General features: G+C 69.0%; 21 protein-coding genes. 9 read left to right on the top strand and 12 right to left on the bottom strand.

Going from position 1 to position 22032, the window contains the following annotated elements; translation table 11 throughout:
• The first annotated feature begins 25 nt into the window (after positions 1–25).
• Positions 26–436, top strand: a complete 411-nt coding sequence (locus JHW48_RS08285; protein ID WP_119887284.1) for a hypothetical protein — start codon at positions 26–28, stop codon at positions 434–436.
• On the opposite strand, the gene JHW48_RS08280 is transcribed toward JHW48_RS08285, so the two are convergent.
• The 3 genes from JHW48_RS08280 to clpS are packed head-to-tail and all read right to left on the bottom strand — an operon-like array spanning position 433 to position 2556.
• The gene (locus JHW48_RS08280; protein WP_119887285.1) at positions 433–1236 is read right to left on the bottom strand and encodes an SDR family NAD(P)-dependent oxidoreductase; all 804 of its coding nucleotides are present in this window, start codon (positions 1234–1236) and stop codon (positions 433–435) included. The genes JHW48_RS08285 and JHW48_RS08280 overlap by 4 nt on opposite strands.
• The gene (locus tag JHW48_RS08275; protein WP_119887286.1) at positions 1233–2234 is read right to left on the bottom strand and encodes a class I SAM-dependent methyltransferase; all 1002 of its coding nucleotides are present in this window, start codon (positions 2232–2234) and stop codon (positions 1233–1235) included. Before JHW48_RS08275 ends, JHW48_RS08280 begins: the two co-directional genes overlap by 4 nt.
• Positions 2235–2238: 4 nt before the next feature.
• Positions 2239–2556: an ATP-dependent Clp protease adapter ClpS gene (clpS, locus tag JHW48_RS08270; RefSeq protein WP_119887287.1), complete on the bottom strand. Its 318-nt coding sequence runs from the start codon at positions 2554–2556 to the stop codon at positions 2239–2241.
• A gap of 352 nt (positions 2557–2908) precedes the next feature.
• On the opposite strand from clpS, the gene JHW48_RS08265 reads away from it, so the two are divergent.
• From JHW48_RS08265 to JHW48_RS08250, 4 genes are all read left to right on the top strand, one after another.
• On the top strand, positions 2909–4483 hold the full coding sequence (locus JHW48_RS08265; RefSeq protein ID WP_419182415.1) for a D-alanyl-D-alanine carboxypeptidase family protein: 1575 nt from the start codon (positions 2909–2911) through the stop codon (positions 4481–4483).
• 297 nt (positions 4484–4780) lie between these two features.
• Positions 4781–5335 carry a GbsR/MarR family transcriptional regulator gene (locus tag JHW48_RS08260; protein ID WP_119886338.1) on the top strand — a complete coding sequence of 185 codons (555 nt, stop codon included), beginning with the start codon at positions 4781–4783 and terminating at the stop codon, positions 5333–5335.
• An 11-nt stretch (positions 5336–5346) separates the two neighbouring features.
• Positions 5347–6735, top strand: coding sequence for a cytochrome ubiquinol oxidase subunit I (locus JHW48_RS08255; protein WP_119886337.1), 1389 nt, complete (start codon positions 5347–5349; stop codon positions 6733–6735).
• Positions 6736–6742: 7 nt separating this feature from the next.
• A complete protein-coding gene (locus JHW48_RS08250; protein ID WP_119886342.1) occupies positions 6743–7753 on the top strand; it encodes a cytochrome d ubiquinol oxidase subunit II in 1011 nt (336 codons plus the stop codon).
• Positions 7754–7789: 36 nt separating this feature from the next.
• On the opposite strand, the gene ychF is transcribed toward JHW48_RS08250, so the two are convergent.
• Positions 7790–8887 (bottom strand): redox-regulated ATPase YchF, encoded by a 1098-nt coding sequence (gene ychF / locus JHW48_RS08245; RefSeq protein WP_119886336.1) that lies wholly within the window; start codon positions 8885–8887, stop codon positions 7790–7792.
• Positions 8888–9030: 143 nt separating this feature from the next.
• On the opposite strand from ychF, the gene trpA reads away from it, so the two are divergent.
• From trpA to JHW48_RS08225, 4 genes are all read left to right on the top strand, one after another.
• Positions 9031–9828 carry a tryptophan synthase subunit alpha gene (gene trpA, locus JHW48_RS08240; protein ID WP_119886335.1) on the top strand — a complete coding sequence of 266 codons (798 nt, stop codon included), beginning with the start codon at positions 9031–9033 and terminating at the stop codon, positions 9826–9828.
• A gap of 3 nt (positions 9829–9831) precedes the next feature.
• Positions 9832–10314: a GNAT family N-acetyltransferase gene (locus tag JHW48_RS08235; protein ID WP_119886334.1), complete on the top strand. Its 483-nt coding sequence runs from the start codon at positions 9832–9834 to the stop codon at positions 10312–10314.
• A 141-nt stretch (positions 10315–10455) separates the two neighbouring features.
• Positions 10456–11121 carry a molecular chaperone DjiA gene (locus tag JHW48_RS08230; protein ID WP_240637853.1) on the top strand — a complete coding sequence of 222 codons (666 nt, stop codon included), beginning with the start codon at positions 10456–10458 and terminating at the stop codon, positions 11119–11121.
• A gap of 37 nt (positions 11122–11158) precedes the next feature.
• Positions 11159–11512: an AAA+ family ATPase gene (locus JHW48_RS08225; RefSeq protein WP_119886332.1), complete on the top strand. Its 354-nt coding sequence runs from the start codon at positions 11159–11161 to the stop codon at positions 11510–11512.
• Here the strand turns inward: JHW48_RS08225 and JHW48_RS08220 are convergent.
• From JHW48_RS08220 to JHW48_RS08185, 8 genes are all read right to left on the bottom strand, one after another.
• Positions 11509–13416: a 3'-5' exonuclease gene (locus JHW48_RS08220; RefSeq protein ID WP_119886331.1), complete on the bottom strand. Its 1908-nt coding sequence runs from the start codon at positions 13414–13416 to the stop codon at positions 11509–11511. The genes JHW48_RS08225 and JHW48_RS08220 overlap by 4 nt on opposite strands.
• Positions 13413–13778, bottom strand: a complete 366-nt coding sequence (locus JHW48_RS08215; RefSeq protein WP_119886330.1) for a response regulator transcription factor — start codon at positions 13776–13778, stop codon at positions 13413–13415. The genes JHW48_RS08220 and JHW48_RS08215 overlap by 4 nt, the downstream gene beginning before the upstream one ends.
• A complete protein-coding gene (locus JHW48_RS08210; RefSeq protein WP_119886329.1) occupies positions 13771–14274 on the bottom strand; it encodes a hypothetical protein in 504 nt (167 codons plus the stop codon). The genes JHW48_RS08215 and JHW48_RS08210 overlap by 8 nt, the downstream gene beginning before the upstream one ends.
• Positions 14271–16082 carry a DUF294 nucleotidyltransferase-like domain-containing protein gene (locus JHW48_RS08205; RefSeq protein ID WP_119886328.1) on the bottom strand — a complete coding sequence of 604 codons (1812 nt, stop codon included), beginning with the start codon at positions 16080–16082 and terminating at the stop codon, positions 14271–14273. Before JHW48_RS08205 ends, JHW48_RS08210 begins: the two co-directional genes overlap by 4 nt.
• Before the next feature lie 67 nt (positions 16083–16149).
• On the bottom strand, positions 16150–17961 hold the full coding sequence (locus tag JHW48_RS08200; protein WP_119886327.1) for a sodium:solute symporter family protein: 1812 nt from the start codon (positions 17959–17961) through the stop codon (positions 16150–16152).
• Between the two features lie 10 nt (positions 17962–17971).
• Positions 17972–18229 carry a DUF4212 domain-containing protein gene (locus tag JHW48_RS08195; RefSeq protein WP_119886326.1) on the bottom strand — a complete coding sequence of 86 codons (258 nt, stop codon included), beginning with the start codon at positions 18227–18229 and terminating at the stop codon, positions 17972–17974.
• Between the two features lie 123 nt (positions 18230–18352).
• A complete protein-coding gene (gene acs / locus JHW48_RS08190; protein ID WP_119886341.1) occupies positions 18353–20308 on the bottom strand; it encodes an acetate--CoA ligase in 1956 nt (651 codons plus the stop codon).
• A 180-nt stretch (positions 20309–20488) separates the two neighbouring features.
• A complete protein-coding gene (locus tag JHW48_RS08185) occupies positions 20489–22006 on the bottom strand; it encodes a SulP family inorganic anion transporter (RefSeq protein ID WP_119886325.1) in 1518 nt (505 codons plus the stop codon).
• Positions 22007–22032: the final 26 nt, after the last annotated feature.

The raw sequence follows: 22032 nt of genomic DNA, 5'->3' as shown, positions 1-22032 counted from the left end.
GGCTCGACTGATAAAGAGAGCCGCCATGCGCCGCAACACCGCCCTTGCCCTGACCATCCCCCTGCTGCTGGCCGCCTGCGGCACGCCCCAGGACCGCTGCATCGCCCGCAACACCGCCGAATTCCGCAGCGTCAACGCCCTGCTGGCCGAGGTCGAGGGCAACCTGGCCCGCGGCTATGCCTGGGGCGAACGCCAGGTGGTGCGCCCGCGCCTGACGCGCTGCGACACCGTGACCCGCGACCGCGAGGGCCGCGCCGTCATCACCAGCCACAGCTGCTGGCGCGACGAGATCGACGTGGAACGCTACCGCATCCCCATCGACCCGGCGGCCGAGGCGCGCAAGCGCGACGGGCTGGCGGAACGGCGGGCGGCGCTGGCCTCCGGGGCGAACCGGGCGGTGGCTGCCTGCCGCGCGGCCTATCCCGAAGGCGCCTAGAGGATCTGGGCGGTCACCGGGTCGGCCAGGCTGCGGCCGCCATCCACGGTGATGATCTGGCCCGTGACGAAGCGCGCCCCGTCGCTGCAGAGGTAATGCACCGTCTCGGCGACCTCGTCGGCGGGGGCGATGCGGCCCAGGGGCGTGCCCGCGATGATCTGGGCGCGCTTCTCCGGGGTCTCCTTGAGGGCGCATTGCAGTTCGTGCGACATGACAGAACTGAAGCTGACGCCGTTCACGCGGATGCGGTGGGGCGCCAAGGCCAAGGCCAGCCCGCGCGTCGCCTGTTCTTGGGCCGCGCAGGCGATGGAATAGCCCAGCATCGAGGGCACCGGCCGCCGCGCCGCCAAGGTCGAGATGTTGACGATCGCCCCGGCCTGGCCGGACCCGGCCTCGCCCTCGGCCTGGCGGATCATGCGCTTGGCGACCATCTGCGACAGGCGCAGGCCCGCCTGCATGTTCTGGCGCATCAGCTCGTCCATGACATCCATATCCGTGTCCAGGGGGTCGCTGCCCCGCACGAAGCGATGGGCGTTCACCAGGATGTCCACCCGGTCGAAGGCGTCCAGCGTGGCCGAAAGCAGGTTCGCCATGGCCAGCTTTTCGGACATGTTGCCGATGAAGGGCCGGACCTGGCCCTCGGCCTCGTAATCCGACACGACCGAAGTCAGCGCGGCCTCGTCGCTGTCGGCGAACATGACCTGCGCGCCGCGTTCGGCCAGATGGCGGGCGATGGCCAGGCCGATGCCGCGGGCGGCGCCGGTGACGATGGCGGTCTTGCCTTGGATGGACAGGGTCATCGGCGCGCCCCGCGGGCGGTGCCGCGCAGGGCGGCGGTCGCCTCGATTACCTTGAAGCGTGTGTCGCCCCCGATCTCCTGCACCTGGCCGAAATGCTGGGCCAGCACGGATTCATAGGGCAGATGGCGGTTGGCGACCATCCACAGCCGCCCCGCTCCGGTCAGGATCCGCGCCGCCGTCGCGATGAAGGCCGCCCCGAGCCGCGGATCGGCGCGCCGCCCCTCGTGGAAGGGCGGGTTCATGATGACGCCGTTCACCGGCTCGCGCAGGGCGAAGTCGCGCGCATCGGCCCAGTGGAACCGCGCCCGCGGGTCGGTCACGTTGCGCCGCGCGGAGTCCAGCGCGGCGTGATCGGCCTCGACCAGATGCAGCTCGGTCACGCCGGGGCGCGCCAGGGCCTGGGCCGACAGCCAACCCCAGCCCGCGCCCAGATCCACGATCCGCGTCGGCAGCTTGGGCGGCAGCGCATCGGCCAGCATCCGCGAGCCCGGGTCGATGCCGTCGGCGGAAAACACACCCGGCAGGGTGACGAAGCCCGGCGCGACCTTGCGCGCCCGCGCCTGCCAGTCCTGGGGCAGCCCGCCCTGCGGCGGGTCCAGGCGAAAGATCTTGCCATGCGCCTTGCTGATGACGTCGCTGACCTGGGCCAGGCCGCGCAGCTCGCGCAGCAGGGAATCCACGCCGTCGGTCTTTTGACCGTCGACCCAGATCGCGCCGCCCGGCGCCAGCAGGGACTGGGCCAGGAACAGGCGCGCGCGGGCATCGGCCTTGGCGCGCGGCAGGCGGACGACCGCATGGTCGAAGCCGGGCTGCGCCTCGGTCACGACGCGAAAGCCGCGCTGGTCCAGCGCGTGATGGTCGGGCCAATGGCCCTGCAGGATCGTCAGGCGGTCGCTGTCGAAGGAGGACAGGTCATCATCGGCGCCGGCGCCGATGAACAGCACCCGGCCCCCGGGATGGCCGTCCGGAAAGGCCAGGTCCAGTCGTGATTGGGTCACGCGATTACTCTTTTTCCATGGTGCATTGCAGGGGATGCTGCTGGCGGCGGGCCAGTTCCATCACCTGGGCGACCTTCGTCTCGGCCACCTCGTGCGAAAAGACGCCCACCACCGCCACGCCCTTGCGATGGACGGTCAGCATGATCTCGATGGCCTGGGCATGGGTCATGTGGAACAGCCGTTCCAGCACATGGACGACGAATTCCATCGGCGTAAAGTCGTCGTTCAGCATCAGGACCTTGTACATCGGCGGCCGCTGCGATTTCGCACGCGGCTTGACGGCAAGGTCGGATTCGTCCGAGGGCTTTTCGGGTGCGGTCATCCAGTGCGTCATCGGGCTTTCGGTCGTTCCTGAATGCTGCGGCTGTCGATGGCGCGCCGGGCGCCCGTCGCTGAAATATAGCGCAACCGCGCGCGGATGAAAGCCCCCCGGCCCGGATGGTTCCATCAACCCCGTGGCAAATTAGCGCGATTGCCCGGTTTCCTGATGTTTGTCCCCGTGCTATTGTCACTTCATTAACGACGGGCATGCGACAAACGACATGTCCGCTTGAGGCAGAGAGACAGCGACAGTGACCCGAATCCTTCCCGCCCTCCGGCTGCTTTGCCATGCCGTCCTGGCCGTCGTCCTCTTGGGCAGCGCGGCATCGGCCGCGCCTTTCGCGGCCTATGTAATGGATGCCCGCACGGGCCAGCCGATCTATCGCCAGAACGCCGACACCCGGCTGCATCCCGCATCGCTGACCAAGATGATGACGCTCTACATGGCCTTCCACGCCATCGAACGCGGTCAGGTGCGGCTGGATTCGCGCTTCACCATCTCCAGCCATGCGGCGAACCAGCCGCCCTCAAAGCTGGGCCTGCGCGCGGGCCAGCAGATCGAGCTGCGCTATCTGATCCGCGCCGCGGCGATCAAGTCGGCCAATGACGCCGCCACCGCAATCGGCGAGGGCCTGGCCGGGTCCGAGGAGGCGTTCACCCGCCAGATGACCCAGATGGCCCAGGCCATCGGCATGAACAACACCCAGTTCCGCAACGCCCATGGCCTGACCCAGCAGGGTCATTATTCGACCGCCCATGACATGAGCATCCTGGGCCGCCACCTGTTCTATGATTTTCCGCAGTACTACAACCTCTTCTCGCGCCGCTCGGCGGATGCGGGGATCGCGCAGGTCGCCTCGACCAACCGCCGGTTCCTGGACGCCTATCAGGGCGCTGACGGGATCAAGACGGGCTATACGCGGGCCGCGGGCTTCAACCTGACCGCCTCGGCGCAGCGCGGCAACAAGCGCCTGATCGCCACGGTCTTCGGCGGCACCTCGACCGCGCATCGCAACCAGGTGATGGCCGAACTGCTGGACAGCAGCTTCCCCCGCATCCCCGACCGGGTGCGCGAGGTCCGTCCGCAGCGCCCGCGCATGCTGGTCCAGGCGACCACGCGCCGCGCCCAGGTCGAACCCAGCCCCGCCGCCACCGCGCCCGAACCTCAGCGCCTGGTCCTGCAGGCATCGCCCCCGCCCTCGACCCGTCCGGCGGCGGCCTCCAGCCTGCTGGCCACGCCCCCTGCCCCCGCGCCGGTGGACCTGACCGAGGCGCTGCGCCAAGCGGGCGCCACCACCGCGGCCCCGCCGCCCGCCAGCATCGCGCTGGCGGTCAGCTCGCGCCCCCGCGCCCGGCCCGGCACCGCCGCCAGCCCCGCGGCGATCGAAAACGCCATCGCCAATGCCGTCGCCTCGGATGAGGCACCGCCTGCCGCGGCCTCGGCCAGCCTGGCGGCCCCGGTCCTGGCGGCATCGGCCCGGCCCACGCCCTCGCCCCGCCGCAGTGCCAGCATCGCGGCCGTGATCGAACCCGAAGCCGCGGCACCCGCGCCCGCGGTCACCCCGGGCAGCCTGTCGCTGGACGTCTCCTCGGCGCCGCGCCCGCGATCCGAGACGGTGATCTTGGCCGCGATGGGCGAGGGCGATCTGGGCAACCCCGAGGCGCTGGAGGTCGTGCGCCGCCCGACCGACAGCGGCCGCCATTGGGGCGTCTCGCTCGGGCTGCACACATCCCAGGTCGAGGCCGACCGCCTGTTGGTAGGCCTTGCCCTGCGCGACGGCGCGGTCTTCGGCGGCGCGCGCCGCCATGTCGCCAACACCGCCCGCGGGTGGGAGCCGCAATTCGTGAACCTCAGCAAGGGCCATGCCGAACTGGCCTGCGAGCGGATGCGCAGCCGGTCCCAACCCTGCCAGGTCATCGGCAACTGATCCCTGAACAGGCCCTGCCCCGCGCAGGGCCTTTTTCGTGGGGCGTCGTGCCATCTGCCGACCCGCCGCCGATCCCGAAATCCATGTGACATCACTCCACCGACGCGACGTTCGGCCCCGCGATCAGGTCGCCCTATCCTCAGCCCGGCACTGCGGGCCCTGATCGGCGCTGCCTGCGCGCACAGGTGGGACGGCATGCCGCGCCCCCGGATCTGATGCGACAACCCGCCCGGTTGGACCCGGCGCCGCTTTCCTTATGTTAATTTCAGAAAAAACTGAAACAACGGAAACGCGCGAATGAACATATCTGCCCTCCGCCAGGAATTCATCCTGCATTTCGGCGAAATGGGGTCGCGGTGGGGCATCAACCGCACCGTGGGCCAGGTCTATGCCCTGCTGTTTCTGGCCGATGACCCGCTTTGCGCCGACGAGATCGTCGCGGCCCTGGGCTTCTCCCGCTCCAACGTCTCGATGGCGCTGAAGGAGCTGCAAAGCTGGAACCTGGTCCGCCTGCGCCACCGGCCCGATGACCGGCGCGAATTCTTCGCCACCCCCGACGACCTGTGGGAGATCGTCCGCACCCTGATCGCCGAACGCCGCAAGCGCGAGATCGACCCGACGCTGACCAAGCTGCGCGAGCTGTCGATGACCGAACCCGACGCCGCCGATGCCGCCGCCCATGCCCGCATCGCCGAACTGCGCGAGCTGATCGAGCAGATGACCCGCTTTCACGACGACCTGGCCCGGTTCGAGACGGAACGCCTGATCGCCCTTCTCAGCATGGGCGCGAAACTGGGCCGCATCGTCGACGGCGCGGGCCGCCTGATCCCCATCCGCAGACAGAAACCCTGAAAGGCCCCCTCATGGACCCGCTGATCCTGTCGCGAATCCAGTTCGCGGCCAACATCTCGTTCCACATCCTGTTCCCGACCATCACCATCGCCCTGGGCTGGGTGCTGCTGTTCTTCAAGCTGCGCTTCAACCGCACGGGCGACGAGAAATGGATGGACGCCTATCGCTTCTGGGTGAAGGTCTTCGCCCTGTCCTTCGCGCTCGGCGTGGTGTCGGGCATCACCATGTCCTTCCAGTTCGGCACCAACTGGCCCGGCTTCATGGAGGCCGTGGGCAATGTCGCGGGCCCGCTGCTGGCCTATGAGATCATGACGGCCTTCTTCCTGGAGGCGGCGTTCCTGGGGATCATGCTCTTCGGGTTCCGCCGCGTGCCGGGCTGGCTGCATACCGGCGCGACGGCGCTGGTGGCCTTCGGCACGACGCTGTCGGCCTTCTGGATCCTGGTCCTGAACAGCTGGATGCACACCCCCGCCGGATACGAGCTGCGCGACGGCGTAGTCCATGCGACTGACTGGTTCGCGATCATCTTCAACCCCTCGATGCCCTACCGCTTCGTGCATATGCTGCTGGCCTCGGGCCTGACCGTGGCCTTCCTGATCGCGGGCTTCTCGGCCATCCGCTGGCTCTGGGGCGACCGCAGCGCCGAGATCCGCGCCACCCAGCGCTTCGGCGCCTGGATGGGCGCGATCCTGATCCCGATGCAGATCTTCGCGGGCGACATGCACGGCCTGAACACGCTGGAGCATCAGCCCGCCAAGGTCGCCGCGATGGAGGGCAACTGGGAGACCCAGGGCCGCGTGCCGCTGGTCCTGTTCGCCCTGCCCGACGAGGCCGCGCGCGAGAACCGGGCCGAGATCGCGATCCCCGGCATGGCGTCGCTGATCCTCAAGCACGACCTGGACGGCGTGGTGCCGGGGCTGAACGATTTCGTGGCCGCCGACGGCAGTATCGAACACCCGCCCGTGGCGCCGGTCTTCTTCTCGTTCCGGGTGATGGTGGGCATCGGCTTTGCGATGCTGGCTTTGTCCTGGTCCTCGCTGTGGCTGATGCGCAAGAAGCGCGGCGGCGTCGAGGGTCTGCCCAAGCCCTGGCTCTATGCCTTCGTCGGCATGGCGTTCTCGGGCTGGGTCGCCACCTTGGCGGGCTGGTACGTGACCGAGATCGGGCGTCAGCCCTGGCTGGTCACGGGCGTGCTGACCACCTCCGAGGCGGTGGGCCCGGTCACCGGCGGCATGGTCGCCACGACCCTGACGGCCTATCTGGCGGTCTATGCGCTGCTGATGGCGGCCTATCTGGGCACGCTGACCTATCTGGCCCGCAAGGCGGCGCGGCACGACCCCCTGTCCCCCGCCATCCCCAAACCCGATGCCGGCGTGCGCGCCCTGCAACCCGCGGAGTGACCCCATGATGACCCTGTTCGGAGACCCCGCCATCTGGCTGCCCTTCGCCTTTGCCGCGCTGATGGGCCTGTCGATCCTGGTCTATGTCGTCCTGGACGGCTTCGACCTGGGCGTGGGGCTGCTGTTCCCCTTTGCCGAACCGGCCGAGCGCGACCGCATGGTCGCCTCGATCGGCCCCTTCTGGGACGCGAACGAGACCTGGCTGGTCATGGCGATCGGCATTCTGCTGGTGGCCTTTCCCGTCGCCCATGGGATGATCCTGACGGCGCTCTATCTGCCGGTGGCGGTGCTGCTGATCGGGCTGATCGCCCGGGGCGTCGCCTTCGAGTTCCGCGTCAAGGCCCCCACCCGCCATCGCGGCGCGTGGAACCGCGCCTTCTTCGGCGGCAGCCTGGCGGCGTCGCTGGCCCAAGGCTTCATGCTGGGCCTCTATGTCACGGGACTGCAGCTGGGCTGGGCGAACATCGCCTTCGCCGCGCTGACGGCGGTGTTCCTGACCGTGGGCTTCAGCTTCATCGGCGCGGTCTGGCTGATCGCCAAGACGGATGGGGACCTGCAGCGCAAGGCCGTCCATTGGGCGCGGCGCGGCATCTGGGGGATGGTCGCGGGCATCGCCGCCATCTCGGCCGCGACGCCCCTGGTCAGCAGCCGCATCTGGGACAAGTGGTTCACCTGGCCCGAGATCGTTTGGCTGTCGCCCCTGCCGATCCTGTCGGCGGTGCTGATCGTGGTCTTGTGGCGGCTGCTGGCCCGGATGCCGCTGCCGGGCGACCGGTGGGCCTGGGCGCCCTTCGGGATCGCGACGACGCTGTTCGTGATGGCCTTCGGCGGGCTGGCCTACAGCTTCTATCCCTATGTGGTCCCCGAACAGGTGACCATCTACGAGGCCGCCGCCGCGCCCGAAAGCCTGATCATCATCCTGGTGGGGGCGCTGGTCGTGCTGCCGGTGATCGTGGCCTATTCGATCCTGGCCTATACCGTCTTCCGCGGCAAGGCGACCGAGCTGACCTATTACTGAACGAAAAAGGCGGGCCCCCGGGCCCGCCTTTCCGCATCACCCGTTGAACAGGAAATGCAGGACGTCGCCGTCCTTGACCTCGTAGGTCTTGCCCTCGACGCGCAGCTTTCCGGCCTCGCGCGCGCCCGCCTCGCCCTTGCCCGCGACGTAATCGTCATAGGCGATGGTCTCGGCCCGGATGAAGCCCTTCTCGAAATCGCCATGGATCACGCCCGCCGCCTGCGGGGCCAGCGTGCCCTTGGTGATGGTCCAGGCGCGCGCCTCCTTGGGGCCGACGGTGAAATAGGTCTGCAAACCCAACAGGCCGTATCCGGCGCGGATCAGACGGTCCAGCCCCGCCTCCTCCAGCCCCATCTCGCCCAGGAACATCTGGGCCTCCTCGGCGTCCAGCTGGCTGATCTCCTCCTCGATGCGGGCCGAGATCACCACATGGCCCGCGCCCTGCGCCTCGGCCATCTCGCGCACCTTGTCGGAGAGGGCATTGCCGTTCGCGGCCTCGTCCTCGGCCACGTTGCAGACATAGAGGACGGGCTTGGCGGTCAGCAGCTGCAGCATGTCCCATGCGCGGCGGTCGTCGTCCGCGACCGCGATCGTGCGGGCGGGCTTGCCCGCCTCCAGCGCGGCCAGCGCCTGTTGCAGCAGGCGCTGGTGGTCGGCCGCATCCTTGTCGCCGCCCTTCAGCTTACGCGCCAGGTTCGCCAAGCGACGCTCGATGGATTCCATGTCGGCGATCATCAGCTCGGTCTCGATCACCTCGGCATCGGCCAGGGGATCGACGCGGCCTTCGACATGGGTGATGTCGCCATCCTCGAAACAGCGCAGCACATGGGCGATGGCGTCCGTTTCGCGGATATTGGCCAGGAACTGGTTGCCCAGACCCTCGCCCTTGCTGGCGCCCTTCACCAGGCCCGCGATGTCCACGAAGGTGATGCGGGTGGGGATGATCTGCTTGCTGCCCGCGATGCCCGCCAGCCTGTCCAGCCGGGGATCGGGGACCGCGACCTCGCCCACATTGGGCTCGATCGTGCAGAACGGAAAATTCGCGGCCTGTGCGGCGGCGGTCTTCGTCAGCGCGTTGAACAGGGTCGACTTGCCCACGTTCGGCAAGCCCACGATCCCCATGCGAAAGCCCATCTCAGCACCCTTTCCCGTCTGAATATCCCGGGCCTGTTACGCGCCCCGCGCGGCCAAGTCCAGCCTTGCCCGGATTGCGCCCCGCCCCCATGCGGGCTAGTGCTGGGCGCGACATTTGCGGGGCCGGACAAGGCGGGGATCACATGACCAGAATCGACGACAGGTTTCAGGCGCTGAAGGCCGAGGGCAAGAAGGCCTTCGTGGCCTATATGATGGCATCCGACCCCGATGACGCGACCGCGCTGGAGATCATGCGCGGCCTGCCCGAGGCAGGCGTCGACATCATCGAGCTGGGCATGCCCTTCACCGATCCCATGGCCGATGGCGGCACCATCCAGGCGGCGGGCCAGCGCGCCCTGGCCCAAGGCGGCAGCGTCAGCCGCACCCTGCAAATGGTGCGCGATTTCCGCCAAGACGACGGCACGACGCCGATCGTGCTGATGGGCTATTACAACCCGATCTATGCCCGCAAGGGCGGCGTGACCCAGTTCCTGGCCGATGCGGTCGAGGCGGGCGTGGACGGGCTGATCATCGTCGACCTGCCCCCGGAGGAGGATGACGAGCTTTGCGTGCCGGCCACCGCGGCGGGGCTGAACTTCATCCGCCTGGCCACGCCCACCACCGATGACCGGCGCCTGCCGGCGGTGGTCAAGAACACCTCGGGCTTCGTCTATTACGTCAGCGTCACGGGCATCACCGGCGGCCCCGCCGCCAATGCCGCCGAGGTCGCCCCGGAGGTCGCGCGCATCCGCGCCAAGGCCGGCCTGCCGGTCGTCGTGGGCTTCGGCATCTCGACCCCGGAGGCCGCGCAGCAGATTGCATCCGTGGCCGATGGCTGCGTGGTGGGCAGCGCCATCGTCAATCAGATCGGCGAGGGCCGCCCGGTCGCCGAGATCCTGGGCTTCGTCCGCGACCTGGCCGCGGGCGCCCATCGCGGCTGAGCCGTGGTCCCCGCCCCCGCCACGGCGGATGACATCCCCGGCATCGCGCGCATCTGGAACCGGATCGTGCGCGAGACGACCATCACCTTCTGGCCCGAGGAACGCAGCCCGGACCAGATCGCCGCGCTGATCGCCGAACGCCCGGCCTTTCTGGTCCTGCGCGACGCGGACGGGGTGGCGGGGTTCGGCACCTACAGCCAGTTCCGGGGCGGGACCGGCTATGCCCGCAGCCAGGAACACACGATCTATCTGGACCAGGACCGGCGCGGCGCGGGGCTGGGCCGCATCCTGCTGCGCGCGCTGGAGGATCACGCCCGCGCCCGCGGCGCCCGGGTGATGATCGGCGGGATCACCGGGTCGAATGACGGATCCATCGCCTTTCACCGGGCCATGGGCTATGCCGAATGGGGGCGCATCCCGGCGGCGGGGTGGAAGTTCGGCGCCTTTCACGACCTTGTGCTGATGGGGCGCGATCTTTCGGCCTGACCGGCGCGCGGGGCGGCATTGCGCCCCTATCGCAGGGCCAATTTCGGCGCTAACCTTGCAGGCATGAACTGCTGCCACGATCCCCGGACCTGTGCCGGTCCCTGCCCCGAACTTCCCAAGCCACGCAGCTTCTGGCAGCGCATGGCCGACCGAATCGTGGCATTCCTGTGGACCAACCGCCCGGCCACCCCGCCCGAACGCTCGGTCGCCTTCACCATCGCGGTGATCGCGCTCGGGGCCAAGCTGGCCAAGGTCGACGGCACCGTCGCCCGGTCCGAGGTCGCGGCCTTCCGCCGGGTCTTCATCATCCCGCGATCCGAGGAAAAGAACGCCGCCCGCGTCTTCGACCTGGCACGCCAGGACGTGGCGGGCTTCGATGCCTGGGCGCACAAGATGGCGTCGATGTTCAGCCCCGGCGACCCGGTCCTGCTGGACGTGCTGGAGGGGCTGTTCGTCATCGCCGTGGCCGATGGCGCCCTGCATGAGGCGGAGGTGATCTTTCTGGACGAGGTCGGGCGCATCTTCGGCATCAGCCCCGACCAGATCGCCGCGATCCGCCGCCGCCACGATACGGGCACGAACTGCCCCCCCTGCGAGGTTCTGGGCGTCGCCCCCGACACCCCCCTGCCCGAGGTCAAACGCCGCTGGCGCGAGCTGCTGCGCGAAAATCACCCCGACCGCGCCATCGGCCGCGGCCTGCCCCCCGAGGCGATCCGCCTGGCCGAGGCCCGCACCCGCCGCCTGAACGAGGCCTGGGAAAGCTATCGCCAGCGTTACCGCGGCGGGGTCCAGATCGGCGCCGCCTGACCTTGCGGCGCGCCGCCCCGCGCCCCATCTTCAGGCGATGAAAGCCCTGATCGCCCCCGCCCTGATCCTGACCCTGCAGGCAAGCCCCCTGGCCGCGCAGGAGGCCCCCGGCTTCTGGGACCGCGGCATGGGCCTGATCGAGCGGTTCTTCCGCGATGCACCGCCCGAGGCCCCTCCGGGCGACAGCCTGGCCCAGACCCTGCGCCAGATGGGCCCGATCCTGCGCGACATGGCGGCCCAGGTCGATGACATCCGCAATTATCAGATGCCCGAACGCCTGCCCAATGGCGACATCCTGATCCGGCGGCGCGAGGGTGCCCCGCCGCCGCCGCCTTTGCCCGAGGGCCCCGCGACCGGGCCTGAATTCGACGGCCCCTCGATCGAGCTCTAGCGCGCGGGATCCAGCAGGTTCGCGTCCGCGATCAGGCGGCGGTGGCGGCGCGCCTGAATCAGCGCCTCCTCGAACAGGGTGATGCCCTTGGCCTCCAGCGCGGGGACCAGGCGCAGGAAAGCCTCGGCCGTGGCGATGGTGTCGCCCATTGCGGTATGGCGCGCCTCGGCCGGGATGGTGATGCCGAGCCGTTCGGTCAGCGCATCCAGCGAATGGACCGCCGACTGGCCCCAGATCATCGCTGACAGGGCCACCGTGTCCAGCACCCGGTTGTCGAAACGCGCCCCGGTCTCGGCCTGGGCGCGGCGCAGGAAGCCCATGTCGAAGGGCGCGTTATGCGCGACCAGCACCGCATCGTCGCAGAAATGCTGGAAGGCCGTCAGCGCGGCCGCCAGGTCCGGGGCATCAGCCACCATCGCATCGGTGATCCCGTGGATCGCGGTCGAGGCGGGCGGGATCGGGCGGCCGGGATTGACCAGCGTCTCGAACCGCTCGCCGGTCAGCCGGCCGCGGGCCAGCCGCAGCCCGGCGATCTGCACGATGCGGTCGCGGTCGGTCAGGCCCGTCGTCTCGGTGTCGAAGACCACACAGGTCAGATCGGCCAGCCGCGACGAGGCCGCGCCCCGCCCCGCCAGCGCGAAGTCATAGGTGACGCCCGCCCCCTCCTGCGCGTCGGGGGCCATGGTCAGGGGCATGACCAAGCGGGCGGTCGCGCCCTCGGTTTCGGGCCAGATGCCGGTGCCGTGGATGGCCAGGATCTCGGCCCCGGAGGTGGTGGGCTGGCCCGGATCGGGCGCGTCGGTCAGCCAGGATTCCAGCCGGTCGATGGGCACGGGCGCGCCCTGCCATTCCAGAAGCAGGCCCAGCTGATCGCCTTGGTCGGGCCGCACCCGCAGGACCGGATCCAGGCCCGCATCGCGCAGCCGCGCATCCAGCGCCAGCAGCAGCGCGTTCACCGCCGCCGCATCCACCGCCAGGATGACGGGGGGCGACTCCTCCATCCGCAGGCCCGCGCCCAGCTCGGCCAGGGATGCGGTGGCCGCGGGCGCGTCGCTGGCCAGGATCTGGGACAGGTGCCGCGTGGCCTGGGCCAGGCCCTGCCCCTCGGCGCGGATGGCCTGGGCCAGGGCCTCGGGGATGGGGCCGTCCAGCGCGTCCAGCATGGGCACCAAGGTGGCAGCGTGACGGCGCAGCGCCTCCAGCGTCTGGCGCGGCGCGGGCCGTTCCACCGCCCGGTCGCGCAGGATCAGCAGCAACCCGCCCTCGTCCTGGCCGGTCATCGCACGCAGCCGACCCGACAGGCGCATCCCCTGCGCGGTCAGGCAGGTCAGGTCCGTGGCCGCAGCCCCCGCCGCCAGCCGCTGACGCGCCGCGACCAGCGCCCCCGTTTGCAGATGCCGGTCCAGCGCCCGGTCCAGCGCCAGACCCGGCAGCAGCCGCGCCGCGCTGGCATTGTAGAAGATCACCCGCCCCTGCGCATCGGCCATGACCGCGCCCGCGCCGAAATCGGCCAAGATGGATTCCAGCCCCGCCTTTTCGCGCGCCAGCTCGGCCGCGTGGTCCTGAAGCGCGCGGGCTAGCGCCTCGTCCGAGCGTTGCCGGGCCAAGGCCGCGTCATGGGCGGCGGGGCCCAGATCGGCCAGATGGCGCGCCTCGGCCGCGTCGGGCAGATGCCCGGTGCGCAGCGCCCCCGCCAGCCGCTCGATCGGGCGGGCCAGGTTGCGGTCGAACAGATACCACAGCCCCGTCATCAGCCCGGCCAGACCGAAGCCCGCCAGCATCCCCCCCTGGACCAGCGCATCCACCCCCCCGGCCGAGGCGCGCCACAGCCCCGCGCCCGCCACGGCCAGCGCCGCCGCCAGCACGGCCGCGAACATCGCCAGGATGCGCAGGCGCAGGCTCATCCCGCCAGCAGCCGGGCCATCTCGGCGCGCAGCTCGGCCAGCTCGAAGGGCTTGGCGATGAACCCGTCCGCGCCGAGCGCGATGCCCTTGCGCCGTTCCACCACCGATCCGCGCGCGGTCATCATCAGGACCCGCACCCCGGCCAGGTCCGGATCGGCGCGCACGTCCTGCACGATCTGATAGCCCGAGACCTCGGGCAGCATCACGTCCAGCAGCACCAGGTCCGGGCGCGTCCGGCGGATGCGGTCCACCGCGCCTTGGCCCGTGGCCATCCGGTCATGCCGGTGGCCGTCGCGGGTCAGCAGGAAATCCAGCGCGGTGGCGATGTTGTCCTCGTCCTCGATCACCAGGATGTCAGCCATTGTCGGCTCCTTCGGGGCAGATGGCGGGAAAGGCGGGGTCGCCCGCGGCGGGCATCCAGTCGCCGCGCGCGGGCCGGACGCGGCCGCCGGCACAGTCGAAATCTTGCGGCACGATCACCGTCTGGCCGCGCCGTTCCACCAGCATGATCGGCGCGCGGCGGATGCCGTCGGGGGCGTCGCTGACCTGGGCGGGGTCCAGCGCGGCAAAGCGCACCTCGACCGGGGCCAGATAGGTCCAAGGGGCCCAGGGCTGGCTGGCCGTGCCCACCGCAAGGACCTGCGCGCCGTCGGGCAGGCTGGCCCGCGCACGGTCGTACCAAGCGTAATCGTTCCAGACCGAATAGGCGATCATCGCCAGCCCGATGCCCCCGGGCAGCAGCCAGGGCGCGGGCCGCAGCCCGGCCTTGCGCGCTGCGTGCATCCCCGCATAGAGCACCGCGCCCGCGCCGATCGCCACCGCGATCACCCCCAGCAGATCCTGCCCAATCCCCGTCATCCCAGCATCCCCTTGCCATGTCCCACCGCCGATTGCATGCCGCGCACCACGACGAAGGCATCGCGCAGATGGCTGCGTTCGAAATCCGACAGATCGGATGGCGACAGGTAATTGTCCGGCCTCCGCCCCGCCTTGACCAGATGCGCCTGGTTTTCCAGCCGCGCCAACTGGATCGTGTCATAGGCCGCGATCAGATCCCGCGCGCCGGAGCCCGAGATGATGCCCCGCGCCTCGGCATCCTCCAGCCGGGCGCGGGTGTTCACCGCCTGCAACCGCCCCTGCAGCGCATAGATCCGCGCCAGGTCCGTGACCGGCACGACGCCGTTATGCTTCATGTCGATATGGTGGCGATGTTCGCCATGGCGGATCGTGGCAAAGCCGCCGATCAGCCCCAAGGGCGGGCGATGTTTCATCGCGTTTCCAACCATATGGGCGACAAAGATCGAATTCTTCGAGGCCTCGGCCAAGGTGCCGCGCTGCAGCCCGTCCAGAAGCTCCGCCGCCCCCCCGATGGCGCGCAGGTCGAACATGACCGAGGCCAGCATCTGCGCCTCGGGGCTGGGATGGCGGGTCCAGTCGCGAAAATAGCCCTGCCAGACCTCCAGCGGCTGGCACCAGCGCGGATTGGTTGCCATCATGTCGCCCGGACAGCGGACATAGCCGCAGGCATCCAGCCCGTCGCAGACCCGCTGCGCCAGGCGGCGGAACCACGGATGGGCGGGATCGGCCTTGGGCGCCAGGATCAGGCAGTTGTCCTGATCGCTGACCCCGGTCTGTTCCTGGCGCCCCTGGCTGCCGCAGGCGGCCCAGCACCAAGGGGCGGGCGCAGGCCCCAGATCGGCCATCGCCATGTCCAGCAGGCGGCGCGTCACGGCATCGGTGATGTCGGTGATCATCCGGGTGACGATCTCGTGGCGCAGGCGGACTTGGACCAGCTGGACCAGCAATTCGGGGATGCGCGCGGTGATGCGGGCCATCTGGGCCACATCCTCGGCCTGGACGACCTCGCGGATCAGGCCGGCGGCGGATATGGCCTGCACGCGGGTCAGGTCGGTCTGGCTGATCATGCCGATGAAGCGGCCGTCATCGACCACCGGCAGATGCCCGATCCGCCGTTCCAGCATGATGGTCAGCACGTCATAGCCCAAGGCCGACGGCGCCAGTGTCACCGGGTCGGGCGTCATCACATGACGCACCGGCTGGCGCATGTCGCGCCCCTCGGCCACGACGCGGTTCGACATGTCGCGGATGGTCACCAGGCCCAGCAGGCGCCCGCCCTCGACGATGCCCAGGCTGCTGACGCGGGCATCGCGCATCAGCCGCGCCGCGTCGATCACCGGCAGGTCGGGCGCGCAGCTGACCGGCTTGCCCGACAAGAGTTCCCCCACCTTCAGCCGGGCCAGGTCGCTGCCCCGGTCCACCGGCCCGCGCCCGCGGTCGAAGAACCGCGCCACCGCCCGGTATTCCGAAATCAGCCGCACCACCTGATCGCGGGGCAGCATCAGGATCACCGCATCCTCGGCCACGCGGGCGGTGGTCACCGCCACCCCGTCGCGCAACAGCCCGCGTTCGCCGAAGGAATTGCGCGGCCCCAGATGCGAGACGCTGTCGCCGTTTCGGTCCGTCACCTCGACCCGTCCCTGCTGGATCAGATAGAGGCCCGGCAGCCGGTCGCCATATTCATAGATCACGTCGCCCGCGGCGAACCGTCTGCGGCTGAAGGAACCGGCGACACGCGCCAGCTCGTCCCGCTGCAGGCTGTCATAGGGGTGCACGGTGGCGAGGAAATCGACCAGGTCGTCGGGCATCCGGTGCACCTTCGGGGGTTGGATGGGGATGCCGCGCCCCCGAAGGGGCGCGGCGGTCTTGTTGGGATCAGTGCGACACCGCACCACCCGCACCGCGCGGGACGCGGATCGATTCGACCAGCTCCTGCACATGCTCGGGCGGGCGCTTGCTGACGGCCGAGACACCGAAGGCCACCGCGAAGTTGATGATCGCGCCGATCGTCCCGAACGAGGCCGGCGAGATGCCGAACAGCCAGTTGTCGGGCGTGTCGGGCAGCATGTTCGTGCCGCCGATGAAGAACCATCCCTTGTAGGTGAAGATGTAGAGGATGGTGGTCAGCATGCCCGCGACCATGCCCCAGATCGCGCCTTCCTTGCCGACGCGGGTCGAGAAGATCCCCATCATCAGCACCGGGAAGATCGAGCTGGCCGCAAGGCCGAAGGCCAAGGCCACGGTCTGGGCCGCAAATCCGGGCGGATTGAGGCCCAGGATCGTCGCCACCAGGATCGACACGGCCATCGAGATGCGGGCGGCGTTCAATTCGCCCCGCTCGCTGATATTGGGCATCAGGGTGCCCTTGATCAGGTCATGCGACACGGCGCCCGAGATCGCCAGCAGCAGACCCGCCGCGGTGGAGAGCGCCGCGGCCAGGCCGCCGGCCGCCACGATGGCGATGACCCAGCCCGGCAGGTTGGCGATTTCCGGGTTGGCCAGAACCATGATGTCGTTGTTGACGGTGATCAGCTCGTTGCCGACCAGGCCCTGCTCCTCGATGATCGCGGCGACGGGGGCGTTGGCGGCACCGGCCTCGTTATAGTACTGGATCAGGCCGTCGCCGTTCTTGTCCTCCCAGTTCAGCAGGCCGGTCGCCTGCCAGGTGCGCATCCAAGCCAGATCGGGCGAGGTCTCGATCTCCTCCAGCGAGACGGCGCCCATGCTGAACGTGTCGCCCTGCTGGGCACCCGGCCACATGGTCGCGGTCAGGTTGAAGCGCGCCATCGAACCGACTGCCGGGGCGACGGTATAGAGCAGCGCGATGAAGACCAGCGCCCAGCCCGCGGATTTGCGCGCATCCGACACCTTGGGCACGGTGAAGAAGCGGATGATGACATGCGGCAGACCCGCCGTGCCGATCATCAGCGCCATGGTGAACAGGACCATGTCCAGCGTGCTGTTGTGATGCGCGGTATATTCGCGGAAGCCCAGATCGGTCACCAACCCGTCCAGCTGCGCCAGGAAGGCCGTGCCGGTCGGATCATGCGTGCCGAACAGACCCAGCTGCGGCAGGAAGTTGCCGGTCAGCTGCAGCGAGATGAAGATCGCCGGGATCGTGTAAGCCACGATCAGCACGACATATTGCGCCACCTGGGTATAGGTGATGCCCTTCATGCCGCCAAGCACGGCGTAGCAGAACACCAGCGCCGCGCCGATCCACAGACCGGTCGAGTTCGACACCTCCAGATAGCGCGAGAAGGTGACGCCCACGCCGGTCATCTGGCCGATCACATAGGTGATGGACACGATCAGCAGGCAGATCACGCCGATGATGCGCGCGGTCTGCGAATAGAAGCGGTCTCCGATGAATTCCGGCACGGTGAACTTGCCGAATTTCCGCAGATAGGGCGCCAGCAGCAGCGCCAGCAGCACATAGCCGCCCGTCCAACCCATCAGGTAGGTCGAGTTGTCATAGCCGGTGAAGGCGATCAGGCCCGCCATCGAGATGAAGGAGGCCGCCGACATCCAGTCGGCCGCGGTCGCCATGCCGTTCATGACGGGGCCCACGCCGCGGTTCGCGGCATAGAATTCCGCCGTCGATCCCGCGCGCGCCCAGATGGCGATGCCGATATAGAGCGCGAAGGACAGGCCGATGACGATCAGGTTCAGGGTGAATTGGCTCATGACCGGGTCCTCACTCGTCCACGCCGTATTCGGCGTCCAGACGGTTCATCCGCCAGGTGTAGAAGAAGATCAGCGCGATGAAGCACAGGATCGACCCCTGCTGGGCGAACCAGAACCCCAGATCCGTGCCGCCCACCGGGATCGACGCCAGAAGCGGCCTCAGGACGATCCCGAAGCCATAGGAGACCAACGCCCAGATCGCCAGGCAGATGTAGATGATGCGAAGATTGGCCTTCCAATACGCATTCGATGAGTATCTGTCACTCATGTCCTTGGGTCCCTCCCTGTTCAGACATGTCTGTCACTCCGCCCTCGTGTCGCATCGCCCTGACCCGGCGGCGGGGTCGGGCGCGTCATGCAGGGGCCCCGGGTCGCGGGGCCCCCGGATGGATCAGCCGCGATTCATGCGGTTGGCGATCAGGTCGTCCACGACCTCCGGCTCGGCCAGGGTCGAGGTGTCGCCCAGGCTGCCATAGTCGTTTTCCGCGATCTTGCGCAGGATGCGGCGCATGATCTTGCCCGAACGGGTCTTGGGCATGCCCGGCGCCCATTGGATCAGGTCGGGCTTGGCGATGGGGCCGATCTCGCTGCGGACCCATTTCTCCAGATCGGCGCGCAGCTCGTCCGAGGGCTCGACCCCGTTCATCAGGGTGACATAGGCATAGATGCCCTGCCCCTTCAGCGGATGCGGATAGCCCACGACCGCGGCCTCGGCGACCTTCTCATGGGCGACCAGGGCGGATTCGACCTCGGCCGTGCCCATGCGGTGGCCGCTGACGTTGATGACGTCATCGACCCGCCCGGTGATCCAGTAATAGCCGTCCTCGTCCCTCCGGCAGCCGTCGCCGGTGAAGTAATAGCCCGGATATTGCTGGAAATAGGCCTCCTCGAAGCGGGCGTGATCGCCCCAGAGGGTGCGCATCTGCCCCGGCCAGCTGTCGCCGATGCACAGGACGCCCTCGGCGGGATTGCCCTCCTGGATCTCGGCCGATGCCGCGTCCAGGATCACCGGCTTGACGCCGAAGAAGGGCAGCGTGGCCGATCCGGGCTTGGTCTCGGTCGCGCCCGGCAGGGGCGTGATCAGATGGCCGCCGGTCTCGGTCTGCCACCAGGTGTCGACGATGGGGCAGCGGCCCTTGCCGACATTCTCGTTGTACCAGTTCCAGGCCTCGGGGTTGATGGGTTCGCCCACCGTGCCCAGGATGCGCAGGGATGACAGGTCATGCGCCTCGACCGGCTCGGTGCCCTTGGCCATCAGCGACCGGATCGCGGTCGGCGCGGTGTAGAACTGGGTGACCTTGTGCTTGGCGCAGACCTCCCAGAAGCGGCCGGCATCGGGCCAGGTGGGCACGCCCTCGAACATCAGCGTGGTCGCGCCATTGGCCAGCGGACCATAGATGATGTAGCTGTGGCCGGTGACCCAGCCCACATCGGCCGTGCACCAGAAGACGTCGCCCTCCTGATAGTCGAAGACCATCTGATGGGTCATCGCGGCATAGCACAGATAGCCGCCGGTCGTATGCACGACCCCCTTGGGCTTGCCGGTCGAACCGGAGGTATAGAGGATGAACAGCGGATCCTCGGCCCCCATCGGACGGGGCGGGCAATCCGGGCTGACATGCTTCATCTGTTCCTTGACGTCGATGTCGCGGCCCTCGACCCAGGTGGTCTGGTCGCCGGTATGCTTGACGACCAGGCAGCGCACCTTGTCCGAACAATGCAGCAGCGCCGCGTCGGCATTGGATTTCAGCGCCGTGCGCCGCCCGCCGCGGGGGGCGGTATCGGCGGTGATCACGACCTTGGCGCCGCAATCATTGATGCGGTTGGCCAGCGCGTCGGGCGAAAACCCCGCGAAGACGATGGAATGGATCGCCCCGATCCGGGCGCAGGCCAGCATCGCATAGGCGGCCTCGGGGATCATCGGCAGATAGATCACCACCCGGTCGCCGCGCATCACGCCCTGGCTCAAAAGGACATTGGCGAAGCGGTTCACCTTTTCCGACAGCTCGCCATAGGTGATGGTCTGGGCGGGCGTCTTGGGATCGTCGGGCTCGAAGATGATCGCCGCCTGCTCGGCGCGCTTGGGCAGGTGGCGGTCGATGCAGTTGACGGAGGCGTTCAGCACCCCGTCCTCGAACCACTTGATGCTGACCTGGCCCAGGGTGAAATCGGTGTTCTTGACCTTGGTATAGGGCTGGATCCAGTCCAGCCGCTTGCCCTCGCGGCCCCAGAACCCCTCCGGGTCGTTCGTCGATTCGTCATAGAGGCGGGCGTAATCCTGCGGCCCCACATGCGCCTGTTCCAGGCCGGCCGGAACAGCGCGTTTCTGAACGTTTTCAGCGGTCATGACATCCCCCTCATCCTCGTCATGGCGGTGGTCTGCGCGCGGGGCCGACCCTGCGGCCCGGATGCAAACCATTCCTTGAGGGGTATGTTAATCACATTCGGGCCATCAAGTTAACCCGTTTTTTTAAAACGATAATTCAGTTAACTTATTCACTAGCTCCGTTTGCGTTTTGTAAATAATTCACAAGCGCGGGATGGATGCCGGCAGGCCGTGATCCAGATCGGCGGACAGCCCCGCCACGGCCAGCCCGGCCCCCTGCGCCCGCAGCCGCGCGGCCAGGTCCGCGATCATCTGCGCGCCGCTCGGGTCCAGCAGGGTCACCTGCGCCATGTCCAGGACCAGCAGGCGCGGGCGCGCGTCGATCCGGTCCAGCACGCCCCCGATCCGCGCGACAGACCCGAAGAAGACCGGGCCCGACAGATGCACGACCATCCGCCCGCCCGCCTCGCCCGCCGGGCGCGCCGGGGCCTCGGCCCGCCCGGCCCGTGCCATGCGCGCGACGAAGATCAGCCCGGCCAAACCCGTGCCCACCAGGATCCCGGTGATCAGGTCGACCAGCACGACCGTGGCGAAGGTCAGGCCCATGACCCCGGCCTCGGCCCGGTCGATGCGGGTCAGGGCGGTGATCGCGTGCCATTCGATCATCTTCCAGGACACGACCATCAACAGCCCCGCCAGACCCGCCAGCGGGATCGCCCCCACCACCGGCGCCGCGACCAGCAGAAAGACCAGCAGCAGCCCCGCATGGATCATCCCCGAGGCGGGCCCCCGGCTGCCGGCCTTCACGTTGGTGGCGGTGCGCGCGATGGTGCCGGTGGTGCAGAACCCCCCGAACAGCGCGGCGCCCAGATTGGCCGCCCCCTGCCCGATCAGCTCGTCATCCGGGCGCATGCGGCTGCCCGCCATCTGGTCGGCGACCATGGCCGACAGCAGCGATTCGATCGCCCCCAGCAACGTAAAGCCCAAGGCGAAGGGCAGCGCCGCCATCAGCAGCGCCGCATCCATCCGCGGCAGCTGGGGCATGGGCAGGCCGGTGGGCAGCGCGCCGAAACGGTCGGCCACCGTCACCACCGGCAGGACCTGGGCTGCCAGCATCGCGGCGATGATGCCCATCAGCATGGCTGGCAGGCGCGGCGCCATCCGGGTGCAGGCCAGGATCACCGCGACGGTCAGCGCGGCCACCGCCGCGGTCGCGGGCGACAGGCTGGCCCGCGCCGCCCACAGCGCCAGGAGCTTGGGGATCAAGGCGCCGGGCTCGGACCCGGTCAGGGTCAGGCCCAGCAGGTCGCGCAGCTGGCTGGCCGCGATGATCACCGCGATCCCCGCGGTGAAGCCCAGAATGACCGGATAGGGCACGAAGCGGATCGCGCCGCCAAGCCGGAACGCGCCCAGCAGGGCCAGCATCACCCCCGACAGGGCGGTGGCCATGATCAGCCCCTCGATCCCGATGGCCGCGACGCAGGCGGCGACCAGCACGATGAAGGCGCCCGCCGGCCCTCCGATCTGGTGGCGGGTGCCGCCCAGGGCGCTGACCAGGAACCCGCCCACGATGGCGGTGACCAGCCCACGATCGGGGCCGACCCCGCTGGCGATGGCGATGGCCAGCGACAGGGGCAGCGCCACGATGGCCACGGTCAGCCCCGCCTGCACATCCTTGGCGCTGATGGAAAGATCAAGAAAAGCGGGACGATAGCCCATGCGGCACCCCCATGAGACCGGGGCCG

Origin of the sequence: Paracoccus aestuarii, assembly GCF_028553885.1 — a bacterium.
Classification (GTDB): Bacteria; Pseudomonadota; Alphaproteobacteria; order Rhodobacterales; family Rhodobacteraceae; genus Paracoccus; species Paracoccus aestuarii.
Note: the sequence above shows the minus strand (reverse complement) of the source record. Positions and strands in the feature narration are given on the sequence as shown.

What these genes read in the sequence shown, in the direction of transcription:
- JHW48_RS08285 (WP_119887284.1), top strand. Translation starts at nt 26, where the DNA reads ATGCGCCGCAACACCGCCCTTGCCCTGACCATCCCCCTGCTGCTGGCC.
- JHW48_RS08280 (WP_119887285.1), bottom strand. Translation starts at nt 1,236, where the DNA reads ATGACCCTGTCCATCCAAGGCAAGACCGCCATCGTCACCGGCGCCGCC.
- clpS (WP_119887287.1), bottom strand. Translation starts at nt 2,556, where the DNA reads ATGACCGCACCCGAAAAGCCCTCGGACGAATCCGACCTTGCCGTCAAG.
- JHW48_RS08265 (WP_419182415.1), top strand. Translation starts at nt 2,909, where the DNA reads ATGGATGCCCGCACGGGCCAGCCGATCTATCGCCAGAACGCCGACACC.
- JHW48_RS08260 (WP_119886338.1), top strand. Translation starts at nt 4,781, where the DNA reads ATGAACATATCTGCCCTCCGCCAGGAATTCATCCTGCATTTCGGCGAA.
- JHW48_RS08255 (WP_119886337.1), top strand. Translation starts at nt 5,347, where the DNA reads ATGGACCCGCTGATCCTGTCGCGAATCCAGTTCGCGGCCAACATCTCG.
- JHW48_RS08250 (WP_119886342.1), top strand. Translation starts at nt 6,743, where the DNA reads ATGACCCTGTTCGGAGACCCCGCCATCTGGCTGCCCTTCGCCTTTGCC.
- ychF (WP_119886336.1), bottom strand. Translation starts at nt 8,887, where the DNA reads ATGGGCTTTCGCATGGGGATCGTGGGCTTGCCGAACGTGGGCAAGTCG.
- trpA (WP_119886335.1), top strand. Translation starts at nt 9,031, where the DNA reads ATGACCAGAATCGACGACAGGTTTCAGGCGCTGAAGGCCGAGGGCAAG.
- JHW48_RS08230 (WP_240637853.1), top strand. Translation starts at nt 10,456, where the DNA reads ATGGCCGACCGAATCGTGGCATTCCTGTGGACCAACCGCCCGGCCACC.
- JHW48_RS08225 (WP_119886332.1), top strand. Translation starts at nt 11,159, where the DNA reads ATGAAAGCCCTGATCGCCCCCGCCCTGATCCTGACCCTGCAGGCAAGC.
- JHW48_RS08220 (WP_119886331.1), bottom strand. Translation starts at nt 13,416, where the DNA reads ATGAGCCTGCGCCTGCGCATCCTGGCGATGTTCGCGGCCGTGCTGGCG.
- JHW48_RS08215 (WP_119886330.1), bottom strand. Translation starts at nt 13,778, where the DNA reads ATGGCTGACATCCTGGTGATCGAGGACGAGGACAACATCGCCACCGCG.
- JHW48_RS08210 (WP_119886329.1), bottom strand. Translation starts at nt 14,274, where the DNA reads ATGACGGGGATTGGGCAGGATCTGCTGGGGGTGATCGCGGTGGCGATC.
- JHW48_RS08205 (WP_119886328.1), bottom strand. Translation starts at nt 16,082, where the DNA reads ATGCCCGACGACCTGGTCGATTTCCTCGCCACCGTGCACCCCTATGAC.
- JHW48_RS08200 (WP_119886327.1), bottom strand. Translation starts at nt 17,961, where the DNA reads ATGAGCCAATTCACCCTGAACCTGATCGTCATCGGCCTGTCCTTCGCG.
- JHW48_RS08195 (WP_119886326.1), bottom strand. Translation starts at nt 18,229, where the DNA reads ATGAGTGACAGATACTCATCGAATGCGTATTGGAAGGCCAATCTTCGC.
- acs (WP_119886341.1), bottom strand. Translation starts at nt 20,308, where the DNA reads ATGACCGCTGAAAACGTTCAGAAACGCGCTGTTCCGGCCGGCCTGGAA.
- JHW48_RS08185 (WP_119886325.1), bottom strand. Translation starts at nt 22,006, where the DNA reads ATGGGCTATCGTCCCGCTTTTCTTGATCTTTCCATCAGCGCCAAGGAT.